General features: G+C 60.6%; 18 protein-coding genes. 9 read left to right on the plus strand and 9 right to left on the minus strand.

What is annotated here, in order from left to right; translation table 11 throughout:
• Positions 1–41: 41 nt before the first annotated feature.
• From ACV8MC_RS03770 to ACV8MC_RS03780, 3 genes are all read right to left on the minus strand, one after another.
• The gene (locus ACV8MC_RS03770) at positions 42–1055 is read right to left on the minus strand and encodes an AI-2E family transporter (RefSeq protein ID WP_016771899.1); all 1014 of its coding nucleotides are present in this window, start codon (positions 1053–1055) and stop codon (positions 42–44) included.
• A gap of 331 nt (positions 1056–1386) precedes the next feature.
• Positions 1387–1692: a PsiF family protein gene (locus ACV8MC_RS03775; protein ID WP_016771900.1), complete on the minus strand. Its 306-nt coding sequence runs from the start codon at positions 1690–1692 to the stop codon at positions 1387–1389.
• 63 nt (positions 1693–1755) lie between these two features.
• Positions 1756–2550 (minus strand): AraC family transcriptional regulator, encoded by a 795-nt coding sequence (locus tag ACV8MC_RS03780; protein ID WP_016771901.1) that lies wholly within the window; start codon positions 2548–2550, stop codon positions 1756–1758.
• A 96-nt stretch (positions 2551–2646) separates the two neighbouring features.
• On the opposite strand from ACV8MC_RS03780, the gene ACV8MC_RS03785 reads away from it, so the two are divergent.
• On the plus strand, positions 2647–3534 hold the full coding sequence (locus ACV8MC_RS03785; protein WP_236169792.1) for a DMT family transporter: 888 nt from the start codon (positions 2647–2649) through the stop codon (positions 3532–3534).
• A 96-nt stretch (positions 3535–3630) separates the two neighbouring features.
• On the opposite strand, the gene ACV8MC_RS03790 is transcribed toward ACV8MC_RS03785, so the two are convergent.
• Entirely contained in the window at positions 3631–4509 is an 879-nt protein-coding gene (locus ACV8MC_RS03790) for an esterase/lipase family protein (protein ID WP_236169791.1), read from the minus strand.
• A gap of 282 nt (positions 4510–4791) precedes the next feature.
• Between ACV8MC_RS03790 and ACV8MC_RS03795 the strand changes: the two genes are divergently transcribed.
• Entirely contained in the window at positions 4792–5322 is a 531-nt protein-coding gene (locus ACV8MC_RS03795) for a ferritin-like domain-containing protein (protein ID WP_016771904.1), read from the plus strand.
• A gap of 119 nt (positions 5323–5441) precedes the next feature.
• Here ACV8MC_RS03795 and ACV8MC_RS03800 read toward each other — a convergent pair whose 3' ends face one another.
• Positions 5442–7517 carry an AsmA family protein gene (locus tag ACV8MC_RS03800; RefSeq protein WP_236169790.1) on the minus strand — a complete coding sequence of 692 codons (2076 nt, stop codon included), beginning with the start codon at positions 7515–7517 and terminating at the stop codon, positions 5442–5444.
• A 383-nt stretch (positions 7518–7900) separates the two neighbouring features.
• Here ACV8MC_RS03800 and ACV8MC_RS03805 point away from each other — a divergent pair, with 383 nt between their 5' ends.
• From ACV8MC_RS03805 to ACV8MC_RS03835, 7 genes are all read left to right on the plus strand, one after another.
• The gene (locus ACV8MC_RS03805; RefSeq protein WP_041480705.1) at positions 7901–8284 is read left to right on the plus strand and encodes a hypothetical protein; all 384 of its coding nucleotides are present in this window, start codon (positions 7901–7903) and stop codon (positions 8282–8284) included.
• A 154-nt stretch (positions 8285–8438) separates the two neighbouring features.
• Positions 8439–9071: a TetR family transcriptional regulator gene (locus tag ACV8MC_RS03810; protein WP_056787610.1), complete on the plus strand. Its 633-nt coding sequence runs from the start codon at positions 8439–8441 to the stop codon at positions 9069–9071.
• A 300-nt stretch (positions 9072–9371) separates the two neighbouring features.
• Positions 9372–9872, plus strand: a complete 501-nt coding sequence (ureE, locus tag ACV8MC_RS03815) for an urease accessory protein UreE (RefSeq protein ID WP_056787607.1) — start codon at positions 9372–9374, stop codon at positions 9870–9872.
• On the plus strand, positions 9869–10543 hold the full coding sequence (locus tag ACV8MC_RS03820) for an urease accessory protein UreF (RefSeq protein WP_150638248.1): 675 nt from the start codon (positions 9869–9871) through the stop codon (positions 10541–10543). The genes ureE and ACV8MC_RS03820 overlap by 4 nt, the downstream gene beginning before the upstream one ends.
• A gap of 23 nt (positions 10544–10566) precedes the next feature.
• Positions 10567–11181 (plus strand): urease accessory protein UreG, encoded by a 615-nt coding sequence (gene ureG / locus ACV8MC_RS03825; protein WP_016771910.1) that lies wholly within the window; start codon positions 10567–10569, stop codon positions 11179–11181.
• 27 nt (positions 11182–11208) lie between these two features.
• Positions 11209–11781 (plus strand): HupE/UreJ family protein, encoded by a 573-nt coding sequence (locus ACV8MC_RS03830; protein ID WP_236169789.1) that lies wholly within the window; start codon positions 11209–11211, stop codon positions 11779–11781.
• Between the two features lie 197 nt (positions 11782–11978).
• Positions 11979–13112, plus strand: coding sequence for an AGE family epimerase/isomerase (locus ACV8MC_RS03835; protein WP_457264517.1), 1134 nt, complete (start codon positions 11979–11981; stop codon positions 13110–13112).
• Between the two features lie 95 nt (positions 13113–13207).
• On the opposite strand, the gene ACV8MC_RS03840 is transcribed toward ACV8MC_RS03835, so the two are convergent.
• The 4 genes from ACV8MC_RS03840 to livM all read right to left on the minus strand — a co-directional run bounded on the left by ACV8MC_RS03840 (position 13208) and on the right by livM (position 17601).
• Entirely contained in the window at positions 13208–13972 is a 765-nt protein-coding gene (locus tag ACV8MC_RS03840; RefSeq protein ID WP_016771914.1) for an SDR family oxidoreductase, read from the minus strand.
• A 745-nt stretch (positions 13973–14717) separates the two neighbouring features.
• Complete coding sequence (locus ACV8MC_RS03845) at positions 14718–15434, minus strand: ABC transporter ATP-binding protein (protein WP_016771915.1); 717 nt, start codon at positions 15432–15434, stop codon at positions 14718–14720.
• Positions 15431–16303, minus strand: a complete 873-nt coding sequence (locus tag ACV8MC_RS03850) for an ABC transporter ATP-binding protein (protein WP_016771916.1) — start codon at positions 16301–16303, stop codon at positions 15431–15433. The genes ACV8MC_RS03845 and ACV8MC_RS03850 overlap by 4 nt, the downstream gene beginning before the upstream one ends.
• Positions 16300–17601 carry a high-affinity branched-chain amino acid ABC transporter permease LivM gene (gene livM / locus ACV8MC_RS03855; protein ID WP_024011385.1) on the minus strand — a complete coding sequence of 434 codons (1302 nt, stop codon included), beginning with the start codon at positions 17599–17601 and terminating at the stop codon, positions 16300–16302. The genes ACV8MC_RS03850 and livM overlap by 4 nt, the downstream gene beginning before the upstream one ends.

Consider the following 17601-nt stretch of genomic DNA (forward strand, 5'->3'; position numbering starts at 1 on the left):
AATCCCCTCGCCACAGATGCATTCAATTCAGTTGCTTGGCCTTAGACCATCCCGCCCAGCTTCAGCTCACTCTTCAGATACGCGTAATAAATCGGCCCCGCCACCACTCCCGGCAAACCGAACGCGGCTTCGAACACCAGCATCGCCAGGAGCAACTCCCACGACTTGGCACTGATCTGCCCGCCGACGATGCGCGCGTTGAGGAAGTATTCGAGCTTGTGGATAACGATCAGATAGCCCAGCGCGGCGATCGCCACCCAGATCGACAGCGACAGACCGACGATGGTGATCAGCGTGTTCGACATCAGGTTGCCGATCACCGGCAGCAGGCCGAGCAGGAAGGTCAGCACGATCAGGGTTTTGGTCAGCGGCAGCTTGATGCCGAACATCGGCAGGATCACCGCGAGGAAGATCCCGGTGAACACGGTGTTGAGCAGGGAAATCTTGATCTGCGCGAAGACGATATTGCGAAACGCCTGCACCAGCAGATGCAAACGGTCGAACAAAGCGGCGGCCAGCGGCTTGCGCTTGGTCACGTCGGGGATGCGCTGCAGGGCGATGATCGCGCCGAGCACCATGCCGATCAGCAGGGTGACGAACATGTGCGCGGCGTCCTTGCCGACCAGTTGCAGGTCGGCCAGATGCTTGCTCGCCCACTCGCCGATCGCCACGCGAAATTCCGCTGCACTCGCCGGCAGGTAGGCATCGATGAACGGCGGCAACTGCCCGCGCGCGCGATCGACTACGCCCATGAATTTGTCGAGTGAAGCGCCGGGGTTTTCCGCTTCATGCAGGAGGAAACTGATAGCCCCGGCGAAAATCAGCGCCAGCGCACTTACTACCAGCGTGCCGAGCAGCGCCACCGCCAACCAGCGGGCACGCCGCCCTTCGATCAGCCGTTGCAGTTGCGGGGTGAGCATGTTGACCAGCTCGAACACCAGCAACCCGGCCAGCAGGCTGGGCAACAGGCGCAGCGGCAGCACCAGCAGCAAACCGCCAAAAATGATGATGCAACTGACCCAGAACACAACATGACGCTGAGAAAACGTTGGCATACAGCCTCAAAACGAACGGCGTGAAAGGATGGGCAGTCTGCCAGCGATCCTGGGTTAGCACTAGGGATATGCGGGGTTTCGGATTTTCGTGCAAGGCTTGCGAATTTCCCCCTCACCCTAGCCCTCTCCCAGAGGGAGAGGGGACCGATTGGGGGTTGCTCGAAAAATTTTCCGACCTGAACGTGCAGTGCCGAATCCGCAATCGACCCGGTATTTCAGACCCCAGTTCCTGTCGGCATCAATGCGGTCGGTCCCCTCTCCCTCCGGGAGAGGGTTAGGGTGAGGGAAAATCTCAAGCCGACCGAGTCAATCGGACACCCATGGCGCCCGCTTATTTTTTCTTCAGACACTCACTCATGAACGCCTTGCGCGCATCGCCGGTCAGCGCCTTGGTTTTCGCATCGGCATTGCAGGTGGTCATCTTCTGCTGCTGCGGGGTCAGCTCCTTGCCATCGTTGGCCGCTGGTGCCGCTTTCAGGCAGGTGCTCATGAACGCCTTGCGCTCATCGCCCTTCAAACTCTTGGCGGTCGCATCGGCATTGCAGGTGGTCATCTTGTTCTGTTGCGCCGTGGCGGCGAAACCCTGGGAACACACAAGCAGCCCGATCATCAACAACGGCACACGCAACATCTTCATGGAGTTTTCTCCTTGTTGCCGCACCGATGGATGCGGCCTCTGTCGCAGTGTAGTCAAAGCTTGTTACACCTTCCTGCCCTCGAGGTGGCTGCGCCGATACTGCTCCGGCGTACAACCCGCCTGACGGGCGAACATGGCGATGAATGCCGAGCCGCTGCTGTAGCCGAGGTCGAAAGCGATTTCCTGCACCGAACGCGAGGTCTCAAGCGCCTCGATCGCCGCCAGATAACGCAAGCGCTGACGCCACTCGCCAAAACTCATGCCCAGCTCACGAACGAACTGCCGCGCCAGAGTGCGCTCGCTGACATGCACTTGCGCGGCCCAATGCGCCAACGGTTGGTTGTCACCCGGCGCGGCCTGCAAGGCGTCGAGAATCGTCAGCAAGCCCGGGCTGCTCGCGTACGGCAGATAACATTCCTGCACCGGTGCCTGTTGCAGTTGATCGACCAGTACCTGGGCCAGACGCTGATCGGCTTCATGCTCGGGGATCTTCACATCGCGGGCGGCGAAGTCCTTGAGAATCGCCTTGAGAATGTCACTGATCGCCAAGGTGCAGGCCCGCGCCGGCAACCGTGTGCAAACGCTTGGATCAAGACACACCGCGCGGTAGTTGACCGGTTGATGGCTGTAGAAACTGTGCTCGACCTCGGGCGGCACCCACACCGCGTACTGCGGCGGCGACATGAAGCGGCTGCCGTCGACATCCATGTGCAGCACGCCATGGGCCGCGTATTCCAGCGTGCCCCAAGGATGCCGGTGTGGCGCGGCATATTCGTGGGCATTGAAATCGGCGTAGCGGAAATACACCGCTGACGGCAGTTCGCTGAAATCGAGCAGATCGATGTGTTTGCTGTTCATGCTGTCCGGATGCAGAGGCAGGTTGTCTGGATCGCAGTATAGGCCTGCATCCAGACAGGCGATAATCGCGCTTCATCAACGTTCTGGTTTTGTCCCATGCAATACGCGTTTCCCCTGCTGGCGATTTTCATCTGGGCCGGCAACACCGTGATCAACAAACTGGCGGTCGGCGCGATCTTCCCCGCCGAGATCGGTTTCTATCGCTGGCTGCTGGCCGGCGTGCTGTTCACGCCATTCATGCTGAAGAAAGTCATCGCGCACTGGCCGCAGATTCGGCCGAACCTGGGGCGGATTTTCGTCCTCGGCGTGCTCGGCATGGCGGTGTATCAGAGCCTCGCCTATTTCGCTGCAACACTGACCACCGCGACCAACATGGGCATCATCCTGTCGTTGATGCCATTGATGTCGCTGGCCATGGCGATCATCAGCCTCGGCCAGCGCCTGACCGCTGGTGCGCTGGTCGGTGCGGTGCTGTCGTTCGCTGGCGTGCTGGTGGTGGTGTCATCCGGCAGCCTCGGAGCGCTGCTGCAACACGGGGTCAATCTGGGCGATGCGATGATGCTGATCGCCACGCTGGCCTACGCGGTTTACAGCACGCTGCTGAAAAAGTGGCAACTGCGCCTGCCGCCGCTGGTCCTGCTGTACTTGCAGGTGCTGGTGGCGATTGTGGTGTTGTTTCCGTTGTTCGCTGTTTCGCCGAAGACCGGTTTGAATCTGCAGAACGTGCCGCTGGTGCTCTATGCATGCCTGCTGGCTTCGATGGTCGCGCCGCTGGCGTGGATGCAAGCGGTGCAGCGGTTGGGACCGAGCCGGACGACGTTGTTCTTCAATCTGCTGCCGCTGATTACCGCATTGATCGCAGCGCTGGTGCTGAAGGAACAGTTGGCGATGTATCACCTGGTGGGCGGGTTGCTGACCTTGGGTGGGGTGGTTTTGTCGGAGCGCTGGACCACCGTGTTGGGCCGCCGGGTCAGCGTTGCCTGATAAGACCCCTTCGCGAGCAGGCTCGCTCCCACATTGAAATGCAGACACCTGTGGGAGCGAGCCTGCTCGCGAAGAACGATGACGCGGTCTGTTTGGCTATAACCCTGCAGCCTCCAGCCGCGCCGCATGCTCGACAAACAGCCTTACCGGATCCGCGCCCTTGCCCACCAGTCCCAGCGACTGATTGACGATGTCGAAATGATCCAGCGGATAGTCATCACCGATCACCGTGCCCAGATGCGAGCTGTAACGGCCGACCATGCCATCGCACTGCCCCGGCTCGCGGACGAAGGTCTTGGCAAACAAGCGACAACTGCGGTTGGTGCCGTCAAAAAGATTGCCGCCACGATCAGTCTTGCCCGGTTGCAGCGTCCCTGACCAGGAGTAATAACGAACACCGTTGACCTCTTCCGGCCCCTGGCCGCCCCAGACTTCCGGCAGCCCTTGTGGATAACGCTGATTGAATAATGCGACGCCCGCCGTCGTCAGCGATTGGTGAGAAGCGTGAATATCCACCGGCAGTTTCGGCCCGTGGTAACCCGTGTCGAGCAATGCCATGACCCAGCCGATCAAGCGCAGCAACGCTTCGAGCAAGCGGCCCTTGGCACTGCTACCGGGGTAGTGCTTTTCCAGATAATCAGCCAGCTCGGAACCATGATTCGGCCCGGCGACCGATGTTACCGAGGCCACCAGATCCGGGCGCTTCGCCGCCGCATACCGTGCGGTCAACGCGCCATGGCTGTGGCCGAACAGATTGACCTTTTGCGCCCCGCTCTCGCGCAGGATTTCCTCGATCCGCGCCAGCAACTGCTCGCCGCGCACTTCAGTAGAGTTGAGCGGCGAAACCTGCACCGCGACCACCGTCGCACCACCACGGCGCAAGGCCTTGATGATGCCGAACCAATACGGGTAAAGCACCAGCCGGACAAAGCCGAGCATGCCCGGCACCAGCACCAATGGATAACGTGTCGACATGGGTTACATCCTTGTGCGCGGTGAGTGGATGCCAGACCTGCAAGACGCCCGCCAAGCATCCAACGTGACGATGACAACTGAACGATGAGCCTACTTCAGCCCGCCACGATCCGCTCCACCGAAACCGGACTGACTCTCCCGACATCGCAGTCTTCAGCAGTTCCTGCAGCGCGTCCGGCGTAAATCGCATAAAACTTTTCGCTTAGCTCAAGACTCACAACCTGGGTAGCGACCGCGTCTTCAGAACGTGGCGCCTATCGGATTAGCCTCCAGGAGAATGAAATGAGTGACGTGCATTTGTCTGATGTTCAAACCCTGCGCGAGCGCGCGCGGCAACACGTGGAAAACGGCGCGGTCACCGAGGGCTACAACGCCAACCGTGAAGAAATACTGCGTTTGCTCAATGAGTCGCTGGCCACCGAGCTGGTGTGCACCTTGCGCTACAAGCGCCACTACTTCATGGCCAACGGCTTGAAAGCCAATGTCGCCGCCGACGAATTCCTCGAACACGCCAACCAGGAAGCCGAGCACGCCGATCGCCTCGCCGAGCGGATCGTGCAACTGGGCGGTGAGCCTGAGTTCAACCCTGACCTGCTGAGCAAGATGTCCCACGCGCAATATGTGGCTGGCAACACGCTCAAGGAAATGGTTTACGAAGATCTGGTGGCCGAGCGCATTGCTATCGACAGCTATCGCGAAATCATCCAGTACATCGGTGACAAAGACCCGACCACCCGCCGCATCTTCGAAGACATCCTCGCCCAGGAAGAAGAACACGCCGACGACATGGCGGATATCCTCAACGACCTATAATCCCGTCACACCGCTTTCGCGAGCAGGCTCGCTCCCACACTGGAACGTATTTCGATTGAAGAAACGCGTTCGAATGTGGGAGCGAGCCTGCTCGCGAAGGCGCCCTCAGAGACGCCGCATTACTTGCTGGGTTTAACGGTTACCGGCGCCTTGCCCTGCTTCATCTGCTCGAGCAACGGCGCGCACTGATTCGGCTCGCCCCCGCTCGGCGCCACCAGCGCCAGCAGTCCCGCCGCCGGTGCGGCAATCACGCCCAGCGCAACCATCCCCGCCCCGCGCAGCATCAACGGTACGGCTTTGACGCCGGCATCCGGTTTGATGAACTTGCCGCGCACATACAGCGGCGAGCGCAGCGAGATCAGACGCCAGCCTTTGGATTCCGGGGTCACGGTCAGATCGAGTTGTTCGGTGGCCATGTTCGCCGTGCCATCGATGTAGATGATTGCGTTCTCGGTATCGAAGACAAACAGCCGTGTGGTCGCCAGGCCGGTCTTGATGTCGAAGTCCGCCGCCGCGCAATTGATCTTCACTTCCTTGTCGCCAAAGATCTTGCCGACCACGTAGTTACCGACGTTGAGCCCGGCCAGCTCCATCAACTCACGGCTGATTGCACCGTCGTTGATCAGCATCTTCAGATTGCCGTTGGCACCACCGAGCAGCTTGGCCACGGAGTTGCCCCGGCCACTGATGTCGGCATCGCCATTGAGCTCACCGAAACTGGTCTTCATCGGCTCGAAGGTCGGGAACAACTCTTTGAGTTTGAATTTGCGTGCGGTCAAACGCGCGCGTCCTTCCAGCGGCTCGGTGCGGCCATTGAGGCGAATCAGCGCATCCAGCGTGCCGCCGGCGACACCAAAGCGCAGCGGTTCCAGGCTGAGCTCGCCGTCGTTGAGTTTCAGATGGGTATAGAGGTCGTTGAACGGCAGCTTCTCGCTGTGGACGATGCGTTTGCCGGTGAACTCGACATCGGCGTCCATGGCCCGCCAGCGATCGGTTTTGAATTCTTCGACCGGCAAGACTTTGTCCGCCGGTTGCTTGCTCGCGCCGCCACGGGCCTTTTGCTCGGTGTTGGAGTCGGCGCCGATCAGTGGCGCGAGGTCGGCAAACAGCAGTTGATTGGAGAGCAGCGCACCGCTGAGTTTCGGCCGTGGCTGGCTGGCCACGTAGGTCAGGTCGCCGTGGATGTCGCTGTCGCCGATCTTGCCGTTGAATTTTTCATAAGTGAATTTCGCCCCGGCTTCGTCATGCAGCCTGGCGATCAGGTGGCCGTCGGTGGAATACGGTGGCGTGTCCGGCAGGGTCACGCCGGTCAGCGGGTAAAGATTGCCGAGGCTGTCGCCAGCGAGCTTCAGGCGCAGATCAAGGGCGCCGAGATTCAGCGGGTCAGTCAAGGTGCCGGCCAGTTCGATACGGGTGTCGCCGATCTTCGCTTGGGCCTGCAACGGGAACGGCTTGCTCGCGTCCTGCAACGCCAGCAACCCGCCGATCTTGCCCTGCCCGGTGAGGTTCTGCCCGTGGTACTGGCCTTTGACCTTGAGCGCAAAGGCGTAATCCTGCGGTGCGCCGCCCTTGTCCTGAGCAGTTTTCGCCGCTTTGTCGCCGACGATCTCGCTGAATGGAATCGGCTTGCCGAGCGGGTCGATCAACACATCGAGATTGGTTTTCAGGGTCTGATCGTCGAGGGTCACGTGGCCCTTGTCGAAACCGATCGCGCCGATGTCGACCACCCAGCTCGAAGGCTCGGCGTTCGGGTCCTTGGGATCGAATTTGAACGTCCAGTTGGCGCGGCCATCGGCCAGACGTTGCAGCTCGGCATTCGGCTCGGTCAGGTCGATGCGCGGAATCACCACGCGCTGGGCCAGCAGGGCCAGCGGCGAAATGCGCAGTTCAACGCGTTTGAGCGTGACCATCTGCGGCTGCTTCGACCAGTCAGGATTACCCAGGCTCAGATCCTCGGCGACCACGTGCGGCCAAGGCACCCAAGAGCGCCAGCCGCCCTCTTCCGGCTCGCGCTGCCAGATCACCGCGAGGTTGCCATTGATGGCAAACGCCCGGTGCAGTTCTTCCGAGACTTTGGCATTGATGGTCGGTTTGATCCGGTTCCAGTCGAAGAACACGATGATCAGAATCAAGGCTGCCAGCAGCAGCACGAGGATGGCGAAGGTCCAGCTGAAGATTTTTCCAGTGCGCGTCATGCACAAAGCTCCTGATCACGACCGCACGCCGATTACCCGACGCACAGCTGAAACGGCAGACCTAAGCGGCCCCTATGCAGTCTGTGACTGGCGAAAGGCCCGCAGGTTTAATCGAAAGGCAGTTTAAGCCATAAAAAGCGCAGCAAAACTGACCGATCGGTCGAGCAGTGTTACCGCGACCCGCACTTTTGCGAGGCACGAGTGAGTCGAAAATACCCACGACGGTGCAAAACCGTCGCCCGCAAAGGCCCGATCTAGAGCCTTCGCGCCGAACAATCAATTCTGTTGATTATTACCATTGCGTTTATGAACTTTTATATCGACATATCGAGAGTAGCATTGCCCTCGTACCCACTTTATCGCCCTCCCAAGGAGCCACTATCATGAAACGCCAATTACTGCTCAGCCTTACCCTGTCGATGCTAGCCAGCACTGCTTTTGCCCTGCCCGCTGCCGATCAGGCCACTCCGCAAGTCAAAGACAGCCACTCGGTGTTCAGCCAGACGCTCGCTGAAGACGGCTACGACAAAACCCCACAAGGCCAGACTCTGGCTGAAGACGGCTATGACAAGACCCCTCAAGGTCAGACTCTGGCTGAAGACGGCTATGACAAAACCCCACAGGGCCAGACCCTGGCTGAAAACGGCCGCAATCGTCTCGAAGAAAAAGGTCTGGTGGAAGATGGCTACGACAAGACTCCCCAAGGTCAAGCCCTCGCCGAAGGTGGTGGTGATCGTGTAATCGAACGCAACAGCGCCGTGAGCTGAGCCTATGACGGCCCAGCGAAAAAGCCCAATCAGCGGATTGGGCTTTTGACTTTTCAGCTTCTGTGAATCCCTCGCTGCATGACTCCCCGTTCGACGCCGACAAAGCCGATTTGCTAGAGTGCGGCGCTTGTCCTGCCGAAGAACACACCCTGCGATGCTGCCCCGCGCCGAACAGAAACAACAGACCCGCAACGCCCTGATGGACGCTGCCCGCCACCTGATGGAAAGCGGCCGAGGATTCGGCAGCCTGAGCCTGCGCGAAGTGAGCAAGACCGCCGGCATCGTGCCCACCGGTTTCTACCGGCACTTTGCCGATATGGACGAGTTGGGTCTGGTACTGGTCAGCGAAGTCGGCCAGACCTTCCGCGAAACCATCCGCCTGGTGCGGCACAACGAATTCGTCATGGGCGGCATCATCGACGCTTCGGTGCGCATCTTCCTTGATGTGGTCAACGCCAACCGCTCGCAATTCCTGTTTCTCGCCCGCGAACAATATGGCGGCTCGCTGCCGGTACGCCAGGCGATCGGACGCCTGCGGGAGAACATCAGCGCCGACCTCGCGGCGGACCTGGCGCTGATGCCCAAGCTGCAACATCTGGACATCGCCGGTCTGAGCGTGATCGCCGACCTGATCGTCAAATCGGTGTTCGCCACCCTCCCCGACATCATCGACCCGCCCGCCGAGGCCTTGCCGGAGCATCTGACGCCGCAGGCGAAGATCACCCAGCAACTGCGCTTCATCTTTATCGGCCTCAAGCACTGGCAAGGGCTGGGCAGTACCGAGTAATCCCCTTCTCTATCTGACACAGCGCAAAGCCTCTGTGGGAGCGAGCCTGCTCGCGAAAGCGCTGGGTCAGCTGAATACATCTGTCTGACACGGCGCATTCGCAAGCAGGCTCGCTCCCACATTGAACATCCGTCACGGCATCGAATTGGTGCATGACAAATCCTTCATGCACCAAAACCTTCCAGAATCGCCGCGCCTGTTGAAAGATCAGGCAAGCGCCGACAGCTATTTCCTACAGATCACCCGATTGGCGCGGCGCTTGCTCTAGCCCATTCAACGTTCATTGCTGGAAGCTTTCCGATGCTGGTGATTCATCGCAGAATCGACCCTCAACCCGTCTGGGCCGCCGAGCTGCACCTGACCTTCGAAGCGCGCAGCAAAAGCCGTTTGCGCTGTTTCAGTGCCGAAGGCGAAGACGTCGGGTTGTTTTTGGAGCGCGGCCAGCCACCGCTGTATGACGGCGAATGCCTGCAGGCTGAAGACGGCCGTGTCGTGCGCGTCTGCGCCCGCCCTGAACAACTGCTCCATGTCACTTGCGCCAATGCGTTCGAACTGACCCGCGCGGCCTATCACCTCGGCAACCGCCATGTCGCCCTGCAAGTCGGCGGTGGCTGGCTGCGCCTGCTCGACGATTACGTGCTCAAGGCGATGCTCGAACAGCTCGGCGCGCAGGTCGAGGCTATCGAAGCGCCGTTCCAGCCGGAACACGGCGCTTACGGCGGCGGCCATCATCATTCCCGCCACGGCGACGAAGACTTCAACTACGCGCCGAAACTCCACCAGTTCGGCGTGCGCCTGTGAATCCGGCCTGGGCGCTGCTGCGTCTGGCCAGTCCGCAATTGCCGATTGGCGGCTACAGCTATTCCCAGGGTCTGGAAATGGCGGTGGATAATGGCCGGGTCCACAACCCGGACGGCGCCCGCCGCTGGATCAGCGATCAACTGCTGCTCAACCTCGCGCGCTTCGAAGCGCCGCTGCTGTTGGCGCATTGCCAGGCCGCAGCAGATGAAAACTGGGCCGAATTACGACAACTCTGCGAGAGCCACCGCGCCAGTCGCGAAACCCGCGAGTTGCATCTGGAGAGCCGGCAGATGGGCTACTCCCTGCAGCAGTTGTTGAACGGTTTGCCGGAACTCGATGCGCCCGCCCGCGACTTTCTTGAACAGACCACAGAACCGCATCTCGCCCTGTGCTGGGCACTGGCGGCACGCGCCTGGGGCATCACCCCGCAGGACGCTCTTGCCGCGTGGCTGTGGAGCTGGCTGGAAAACCAGCTCGCCGTGCTGATGAAAACCCTGCCGCTGGGCCAGCAAGCCGCGCAGCGCCTGACCAGCGAACTGCTGCCGCTGCTGCAACAGGCGCAGCACGACGCGACCCACCTCAACCCCGAACACATCGGCAGCGCCGCGTTTGGCCTGTCTCTGGCGTGCATGGCCCACGAGCGCCAGTACAGCCGTCTCTTCCGCTCTTAGGGCTGTTTATTTTGGAGAATGAAATGGATACACAACCTCTGCGCGTCGGCATCGGCGGCCCGGTCGGTTCCGGCAAAACCGCGCTGACCCTGGCCCTGTGCCTGGCCCTGCGCGAGCGTTACAACCTCGCCGTGGTCACCAACGACATCTACACCCGCGAAGACGCCGATTTCCTGGTGCGCAACGAAGCCCTCGCGCCGGAGCGGATCATCGGCGTGGAAACCGGCGGCTGCCCGCACACGGCGATCCGCGAAGACGCCTCGATCAACCTCGAGGCGGTCGATCAACTGAACCGGCGTTTTCCCGGGCTGGATCTGATTCTGGTGGAATCCGGCGGCGACAACCTCTCGGCGACCTTCAGCCCGGAGCTGTCCGACCTGACCATCTACGTGATCGACGTCTCCGCCGGCGACAAGCTGCCGCGCAAGGGCGGCCCGGGGATCTGCAAGTCCGACCTGCTGGTGATCAACAAGATCGACCTCGCGCCACTGGTGGGCGCCTCGCTGGAAATGATGGACAGCGACACCAAACGCATGCGCAACGGCAAGCCGTTCGTTTTCAGCAACCAGAAAACCGGTCAGGGCCTTGAAGAAATCATCGCCTTCATCGAACGCCAGGGCCTGCTGACCGCCGCCTGATCCACTTATCAACAAGGAAGCTTATCCATGACACTCAAACGCATTCTTGGCGCTCTGGCGTTGCTGCTGACACCGGCACTGGCCTTCGCTCACCCGGGGCATGGCGACAGCGGCCTCGTCGCGGGCATCAGCCACCCGATCGGCGGTCTCGATCACTTGCTGGCAATGCTCGCCGTCGGTTTGTGGGCCGCGCAGCAACAAGGCGCGGCGCGCTGGGCGCTGCCGTGCGCGTTTGTCGGCACCATGCTGCTGGGCGGCCTGCTCGGTTTTGAAGGGCTGGAGTTGCCGGCGCTGGAAAGCGGGATTGCTGCTTCGGTATTGGCGCTGGGCCTGGCCGTGGCACTGGCCGTGCGTCCGCCGCTGGTGATGGCGGTGGCAGCGACGGCGCTGTTTGCGCTGTTCCATGGCGTGGCGCATGGGCTGGAGCTGCCGGAAATGAGCAGCCCGTGGGCGTATGCGGCCGGGTTTGTCGCGGCGACAGCGGTTTTGCATGCGCTCGGTTATGGCGTGGTGCGAGTTCTTCCGCAGGCAGCGGCGCCGCTGGTGCGGTTGGCGGGTGCGGCTTCGGCGGCGACTGGGGTGTGGTTGCTCGCAGGCTAATCTCTATCGCCTGAGCCGGCCTCATCGCTGGCAAGCCAGCTCCCACAGGTTATTGGGTAAGTCCACAATTGTGTGAACACTCAATTTCCTTGTGGGAGCTGGCTTGCCAGCGATGACGGCCGATCAGACACCAAACCTTTAAAGGCTGCCTCTCTGCTACCATGTCGCGCAATCGCCCCAGCCCGTGACGCCCGCCCATGCCCCACGCTTCCCGCTCCACCGCCCTGCCCGAATTGACCGCCCTGTTTGGCCAAGTGCAGCAGCACTTCCTCGACGTGATCGTGCCGCTGTGGCAAGGCCCGGGCTGGAATGCCGACATGGCGTTGCCGTACGAGGCGCTGGACGCCGCGCATCAACCGCTGCCAGTGCAGCGCTATCGGGCGATGGCCTGCGCACGGCAGCTGTATCTGTTCTCCAGCCTGATCGGGATTGTGGATAACGCCGAAGTCCGCGCCGCCGCGCTGTTCCGTTCCCTGCAACGGCATTTCCATGATGCCGAGCATGGCGGCTGGTTTTACAGCATCGACGCACAGGGCAAGCCGCTGGACCAGCGCAAGGATCTCTACACCCACGCCTTCATCCTGTTCGCCTGCGCGCATTACTGGGACAAGTCCCGGGATTCGCTGGCCGAGTCGACATTGAACGCCGCGCTGGAAATCATCGGCCGCCGATTCGCCACCGGCGACGGTTTGTACGAAGCCTGCCTTGAGCGTGACTGGCTCACCCTGCAAACCGGGCCACTGCAAAATCCACTGATGCATCTGGCCGAAGCCTTTCTGGCCACCCTGGCGGTGCGCGAAGACCCGCAAACGCAGAAGGCCCTGCTTGAGTTATGCACAGCCATGCACAAGCAGTTCGTCGATCCGCAATACGGCGTGTTGATGGAGAAGCCGCTGGGTGCTGTGGATAACTGGTACGAGCCGGGGCACCAGTTCGAATGGTATTTCCTGCTTGAATCCTCGCCGCTGTTGCGCGACTCGAAACTGCACCGGGCATTGGATCGGGCGTTTGCCTTTACCGAGCAGTATGGCGTGCTGGAGTCCTGCGGCGCGGTGCGGGCGATGCTTGATCTGGAAAGCAATGGTCGGCCCAGAGATTCCACCCAACGGATCTGGGCTCAAGCCGAATACCTGCGTGCGCTGACCTTGCGGGCGGACAGCGAAGCGGTGGTGCTGCGCCAGTTGCAGGCGTTGCAGCAGCGGTTTCTGCATGCCGGCGGCTGGCATGAGTGTCGCGATGAGAATGGAGAGGTCAGCCGCAAGGACATGCCTTCGACCACGCCTTATCATTTGGCGACTTGCTACCACGGTTTGGCTGCGTATCTTCGCTGACCGAACAATTGCTATCGCGAGCAGGCTCGCTCCCACATCTTGGAATGCATTCTCCTGTGGGAGCGAGCCTGCTCGCGAATGGCCTCAGCGCGGTATCAAGCCTTGTTACGCTCGATGGCAAACCCGGCCCAGGTCTGGCTCACCGGCATCAGCTCCAGGCTATTGATGTTGATATGAGCCGGGGTGTTCATCACCCAGAAAATCGTCTCGGCGATGTCCTGCGGCTGGATCGGCTCGGCGCCGGCGTAAGTGGCGTTGTAGCGTTCCTGGTCACCGGCAAAACGTACCAGCGAGAACTCGCTTTCGCACAGGCCGGGTTCGATGTTGCTGACCCGCACGCCAGTACCCTGCAGGTCGCAACGCAGGTTCAGCGAGAACTGTTTGACGAAGGCTTTGCTCGCGCCGTACACGTGGCTGCCCGGGTACGGGTAGTTACCGGCGATGGAACCGAGGTTGACGATACCGGCGCCACGGCCGTGGGCAATCAGCCGTGGCAGCAGCAGGCGAGTGGCGTACATCAGGCCTTTGACGTTGGTGTCGACCATGGTGTCCCAGTCATCCAGATCGCACTTGGGCGCCGGATCGACGCCGAGCGCCAGGCCGGCGTTGTTGATCAGGCCACGGAGTTTGGCGAACGACGGCGGCAGGTTGGCGATAGCCTCCTCCATCGCTTTGCGATCGCGCACATCGAGAACCAGACCATGCACTTCGGTCTGCTTCGACAGTTCGGCGCACAGGGCATTGAGGCGTTCTTCACGACGGCCGGTCAGGACCAGCTTCCAGCCAGCCTCGGCAAAACGCCGGGCACAGGCTTCACCAAAACCGGACGTCGCGCCGGTGATAAACAGGGTGTCGGACATCGTGTTCTCCTTGCTTCGGCCGCCACGGCAGCCCTTGGAATAGAAAATCAGCAGGCAGCATGCCCGCCCTCGCGAATACGGGCAACACTTGCCAGCTGTACAAAAAACAACCAGACCTGCCAAGACCACAGCCAGCGTGGCCTGTAGCCATGTGCACGCATGTTATCCACAGTCTGCTCCACAGTTTCCGGGGGCAAGTGCAAACGCGCAAAGCCGCGCCACACAAGGCTTTGCGGGCGAAATGGAAAGTTTTTTGCTTGACCGTGATGCGGGGGATGTGCGGGACAGGGCATTTTGCACGACGGGCGGTGTCACCGGGTGATTGCGCGAGGCCAGCAATTACGGCGCTCCGCGAGGTCTTTCCAGAGTTTAGTCACAGACTTATCCACAGGCTTGCGCACAGGGAATTGCCATGTCTCTGCCCCCCAGAAAAAGGTTGACAACGACGCCGCGCGCTCCAGCAAAAATGCCTGATCAAAAAACAATCACAAGCCTGGAGGCCCCGGATTACAAGGCCTGCAACCATATACACCCACGTTATTCACAGCCAGTTCCACAGTAACCGGGGACAAGTCAAAACTGTGGAAAAACAGCCATTTGCAGCGTCTATATGTCGCGCTTTGGCAGCTTGGGGAATTTGTTTTCCACAATTTCGGGAATTAGCCAATTTACCTGTGGTGGATTCCAAAAAATAAAAAAGCCCCGGGACTCTCGTCGCCGGGGCTGTGTGCAACCGCGAGAAGAATCAGTGCCCGCCCAGATAGGCGTTACGCACCTCCTCATTCACCAAAAGCTCTTTGCCGGTGCCGGTCAGACGGATTTCGCCGTTGACCATCACATATGCCCGGTCCGACAGCTTCAGCGCATGGTTGGCGTTCTGCTCGACGAGGAAAATCGTCATCCCGGTTTTTGCCAACTCACGCAGCGTGGCGAAGATCTGCTTCACCACGATCGGCGCCAGACCCAGGCTCGGTTCATCGAGCAGCAACAGCTTCGGCCGGCTCATCAGCGCACGGGCGATGGCGAGCATCTGCTGTTCACCGCCAGACATGGTCATCGCCCGCTGATTGCGTCGCTCTTCAAGCCGTGGAAACAGCTCGAACATGCGCTGCATGTCCTCTTTGGCGTACTTGTCGCCAATCGGGATGGTGCCCATCAGCAGGTTTTCCTCGACGGTCATGTCGGGGAAAACCCGCCGCCCTTCCGGCGACTGCGCGATACCGTTGGAGGCGATGTAGTGCGAGGACTTCTGCGTGATGTCGACGCCCTGATAGAGAATCTGCCCGCCCGCCGCTCTCGGCTGGCCGAAGATCGACATCAGCAAGGTCGACTTGCCGGCGCCGTTTGAGCCGATCAGGCTGACGGTCTCGCCTTCGTTGATTTGCAGAGAAACGCCTTTGAGCGCCTGAATCGGGCCGTAGAACACGTCCAGATTGCGCAGTTCGAGGATCGGTTGGCTCATACCAGCTCCTCTTCATCGGCGCCCAGGTAGGCCGCGATCACTTTTGGATCGTTACGGATCGCTTCCGGTCCGCCCTCAGCGATGACGATGCCGTGGTCCAGCACCACGATGTGGTCGGAAATGCTCATAACCATGCCCATGTCGTGTTCGATCAGCACCACGGTCAGATCGTGCTCGTCGCGCAGCAGCCGGATCATCGCGCTGAGCGCTTCGGTTTCCTGAGGATTGAGGCCGGCGGCCGGTTCGTCGAGGCAGATGATCTGCGGCCGCGTGCACATGGCCCGGGCAATTTCCAGACGCCGTTGTTGGCCGTAGGACAGCTCACCGGCCAGACGGTTGGCGCAGTCCACCAGATCGACCACTTCGAGCCAGTAGAACGCGACATCCAGCGCATCGCTCTCGGCCTTGCGATAGCCCTTGGTGTTGAGGATGCCGGCGAGCATGTTGCGGTTGACCCACATGTGCTGCGCCACCAGCAGGTTTTCCAGCACCGACATTTCCTTGAACAGGCGAATGTTCTGGAACGTACGGGCGAGACCGGCACGGTTCACCAGGTGAGTACCGCCGAACATTTTGTAGTACATGCGGCTGAGGAAGGATTTCGGCGAAACGAAATCGGTCGGTTTGAACGACTCGCCCAGCAACTGGATGACGTTGGTCTGCTGGCCGCGCACATTGAGTTCGATCTTGCCGCCCGTGGCCTTGTAGAAACCGGTCAGGCAGTTGAACACCGTGGTCTTGCCAGCACCGTTGGGGCCGATCAGGGCGAAGATCGAATTGCGTTTGACCTTCAGGCTGACATCGCTCAAAGCCTTGATGCCACCGAAATGCATCATCAGTTTTTCAACAGAGAGTACGACTTCACTCATGGCGCAGTCCTCTCGTAGTGAATGGCACCTTTGCGTGGTTTGACCCCGGTGCGGCTGATGCGGATCAACCCGCGTGGTCGCCAGATCATCATCAACACCATCAGGATGCCGAACAGCAGCACGCGGTATTCAGCGAAGCCGCGCAGCAGTTCCGGGGCGACGGTGAGCACGAATGCGGCGATGACCACGCCGATGGTCGAGCCCATGCCGCCGAGCACGACGATGGCGAGGATCAGCGCCGACTCGAAGAAGGTGAACGAGGTCGGGTTGACGAAGCCTTGATAAGTGGCGAAGAACACCCCGGCCAGACCCGCCGTCGACGCACCGATGGTGAACGCCGAGAGCTTGACCAGTACGTGGTTCAGGCCCATTGAGCGGCAGGCGATTTCATCTTCGCGCAGGGCTTCCCAGGCGCGACCGACCGGCATCTTCACCAGCCGATGCTTGACGTACAACACCGCCAGCACCACCAGGAACAGCACCGCGTAGATGAAGTAATACTTCACGTCGGGGTTGTAGGTCAGGCCGAAGAACTCATGAAACGGCACCCCGCCATCCTTCGCCCGCTTGCCGAACTCCAGACCGAAGAACGTCGGCAGTGGCGCCGGCATGCCGTTCGGGCCGCCGGTCAGCGACAGCCAGTTGTTCAGCACCAGACGAATGATTTCACCAAAACCCAGGGTCACGATCGCCAGATAGTCACCGTGCAGACGCAACACCGGGAAACCGAGAATGCAGCCAGCCAGGCCTGCGGTGATCGCCGCCAGCGGCAGCACGGTCCAGAAACCCAGACCCAGATATTGATAACCCAATGCCAGACCGTAGGCGCCGATGGCGTAGAACGCCACGTAACCGAGATCGAGCAGCCCGGCCAGACCGACCACAATGTTCAGCCCCAGCCCCAGCAGCACGTAGATCAAACCAAGGATGACCACCCCTAGCAGATAGGAGTTGGAGACAAACGGCACGATGATCGCCAGCACAATGATCAGCGGGATGATCCAGCGCAGCCGCGATTTGTAGTCCGCCGGCAGCACGTGCACACCGGAACCGGTGCTCTCGAATCCGTCGAGGATCTTCAAGCCTTTGGGGGTCTGCAGGAACAGGCTGAGGGCAAAGCGACCGGCCATGACGATGGCAATGATCCACGCCACACGGGTTGCTTCGAGGTTGAAGCTGTAGCCGTCGAGGACCACGCCGACAATCGGCCCGAACACGATCAGCGCAATCAGGCCGGCAAGAATCGCCTCGACCAGACTTTTTTTGATATCGATGGATTTTTCAGTGGTTGCAGACAT

It is taken from the genome of Pseudomonas sp. PK-RTE-24, assembly GCF_054052265.1.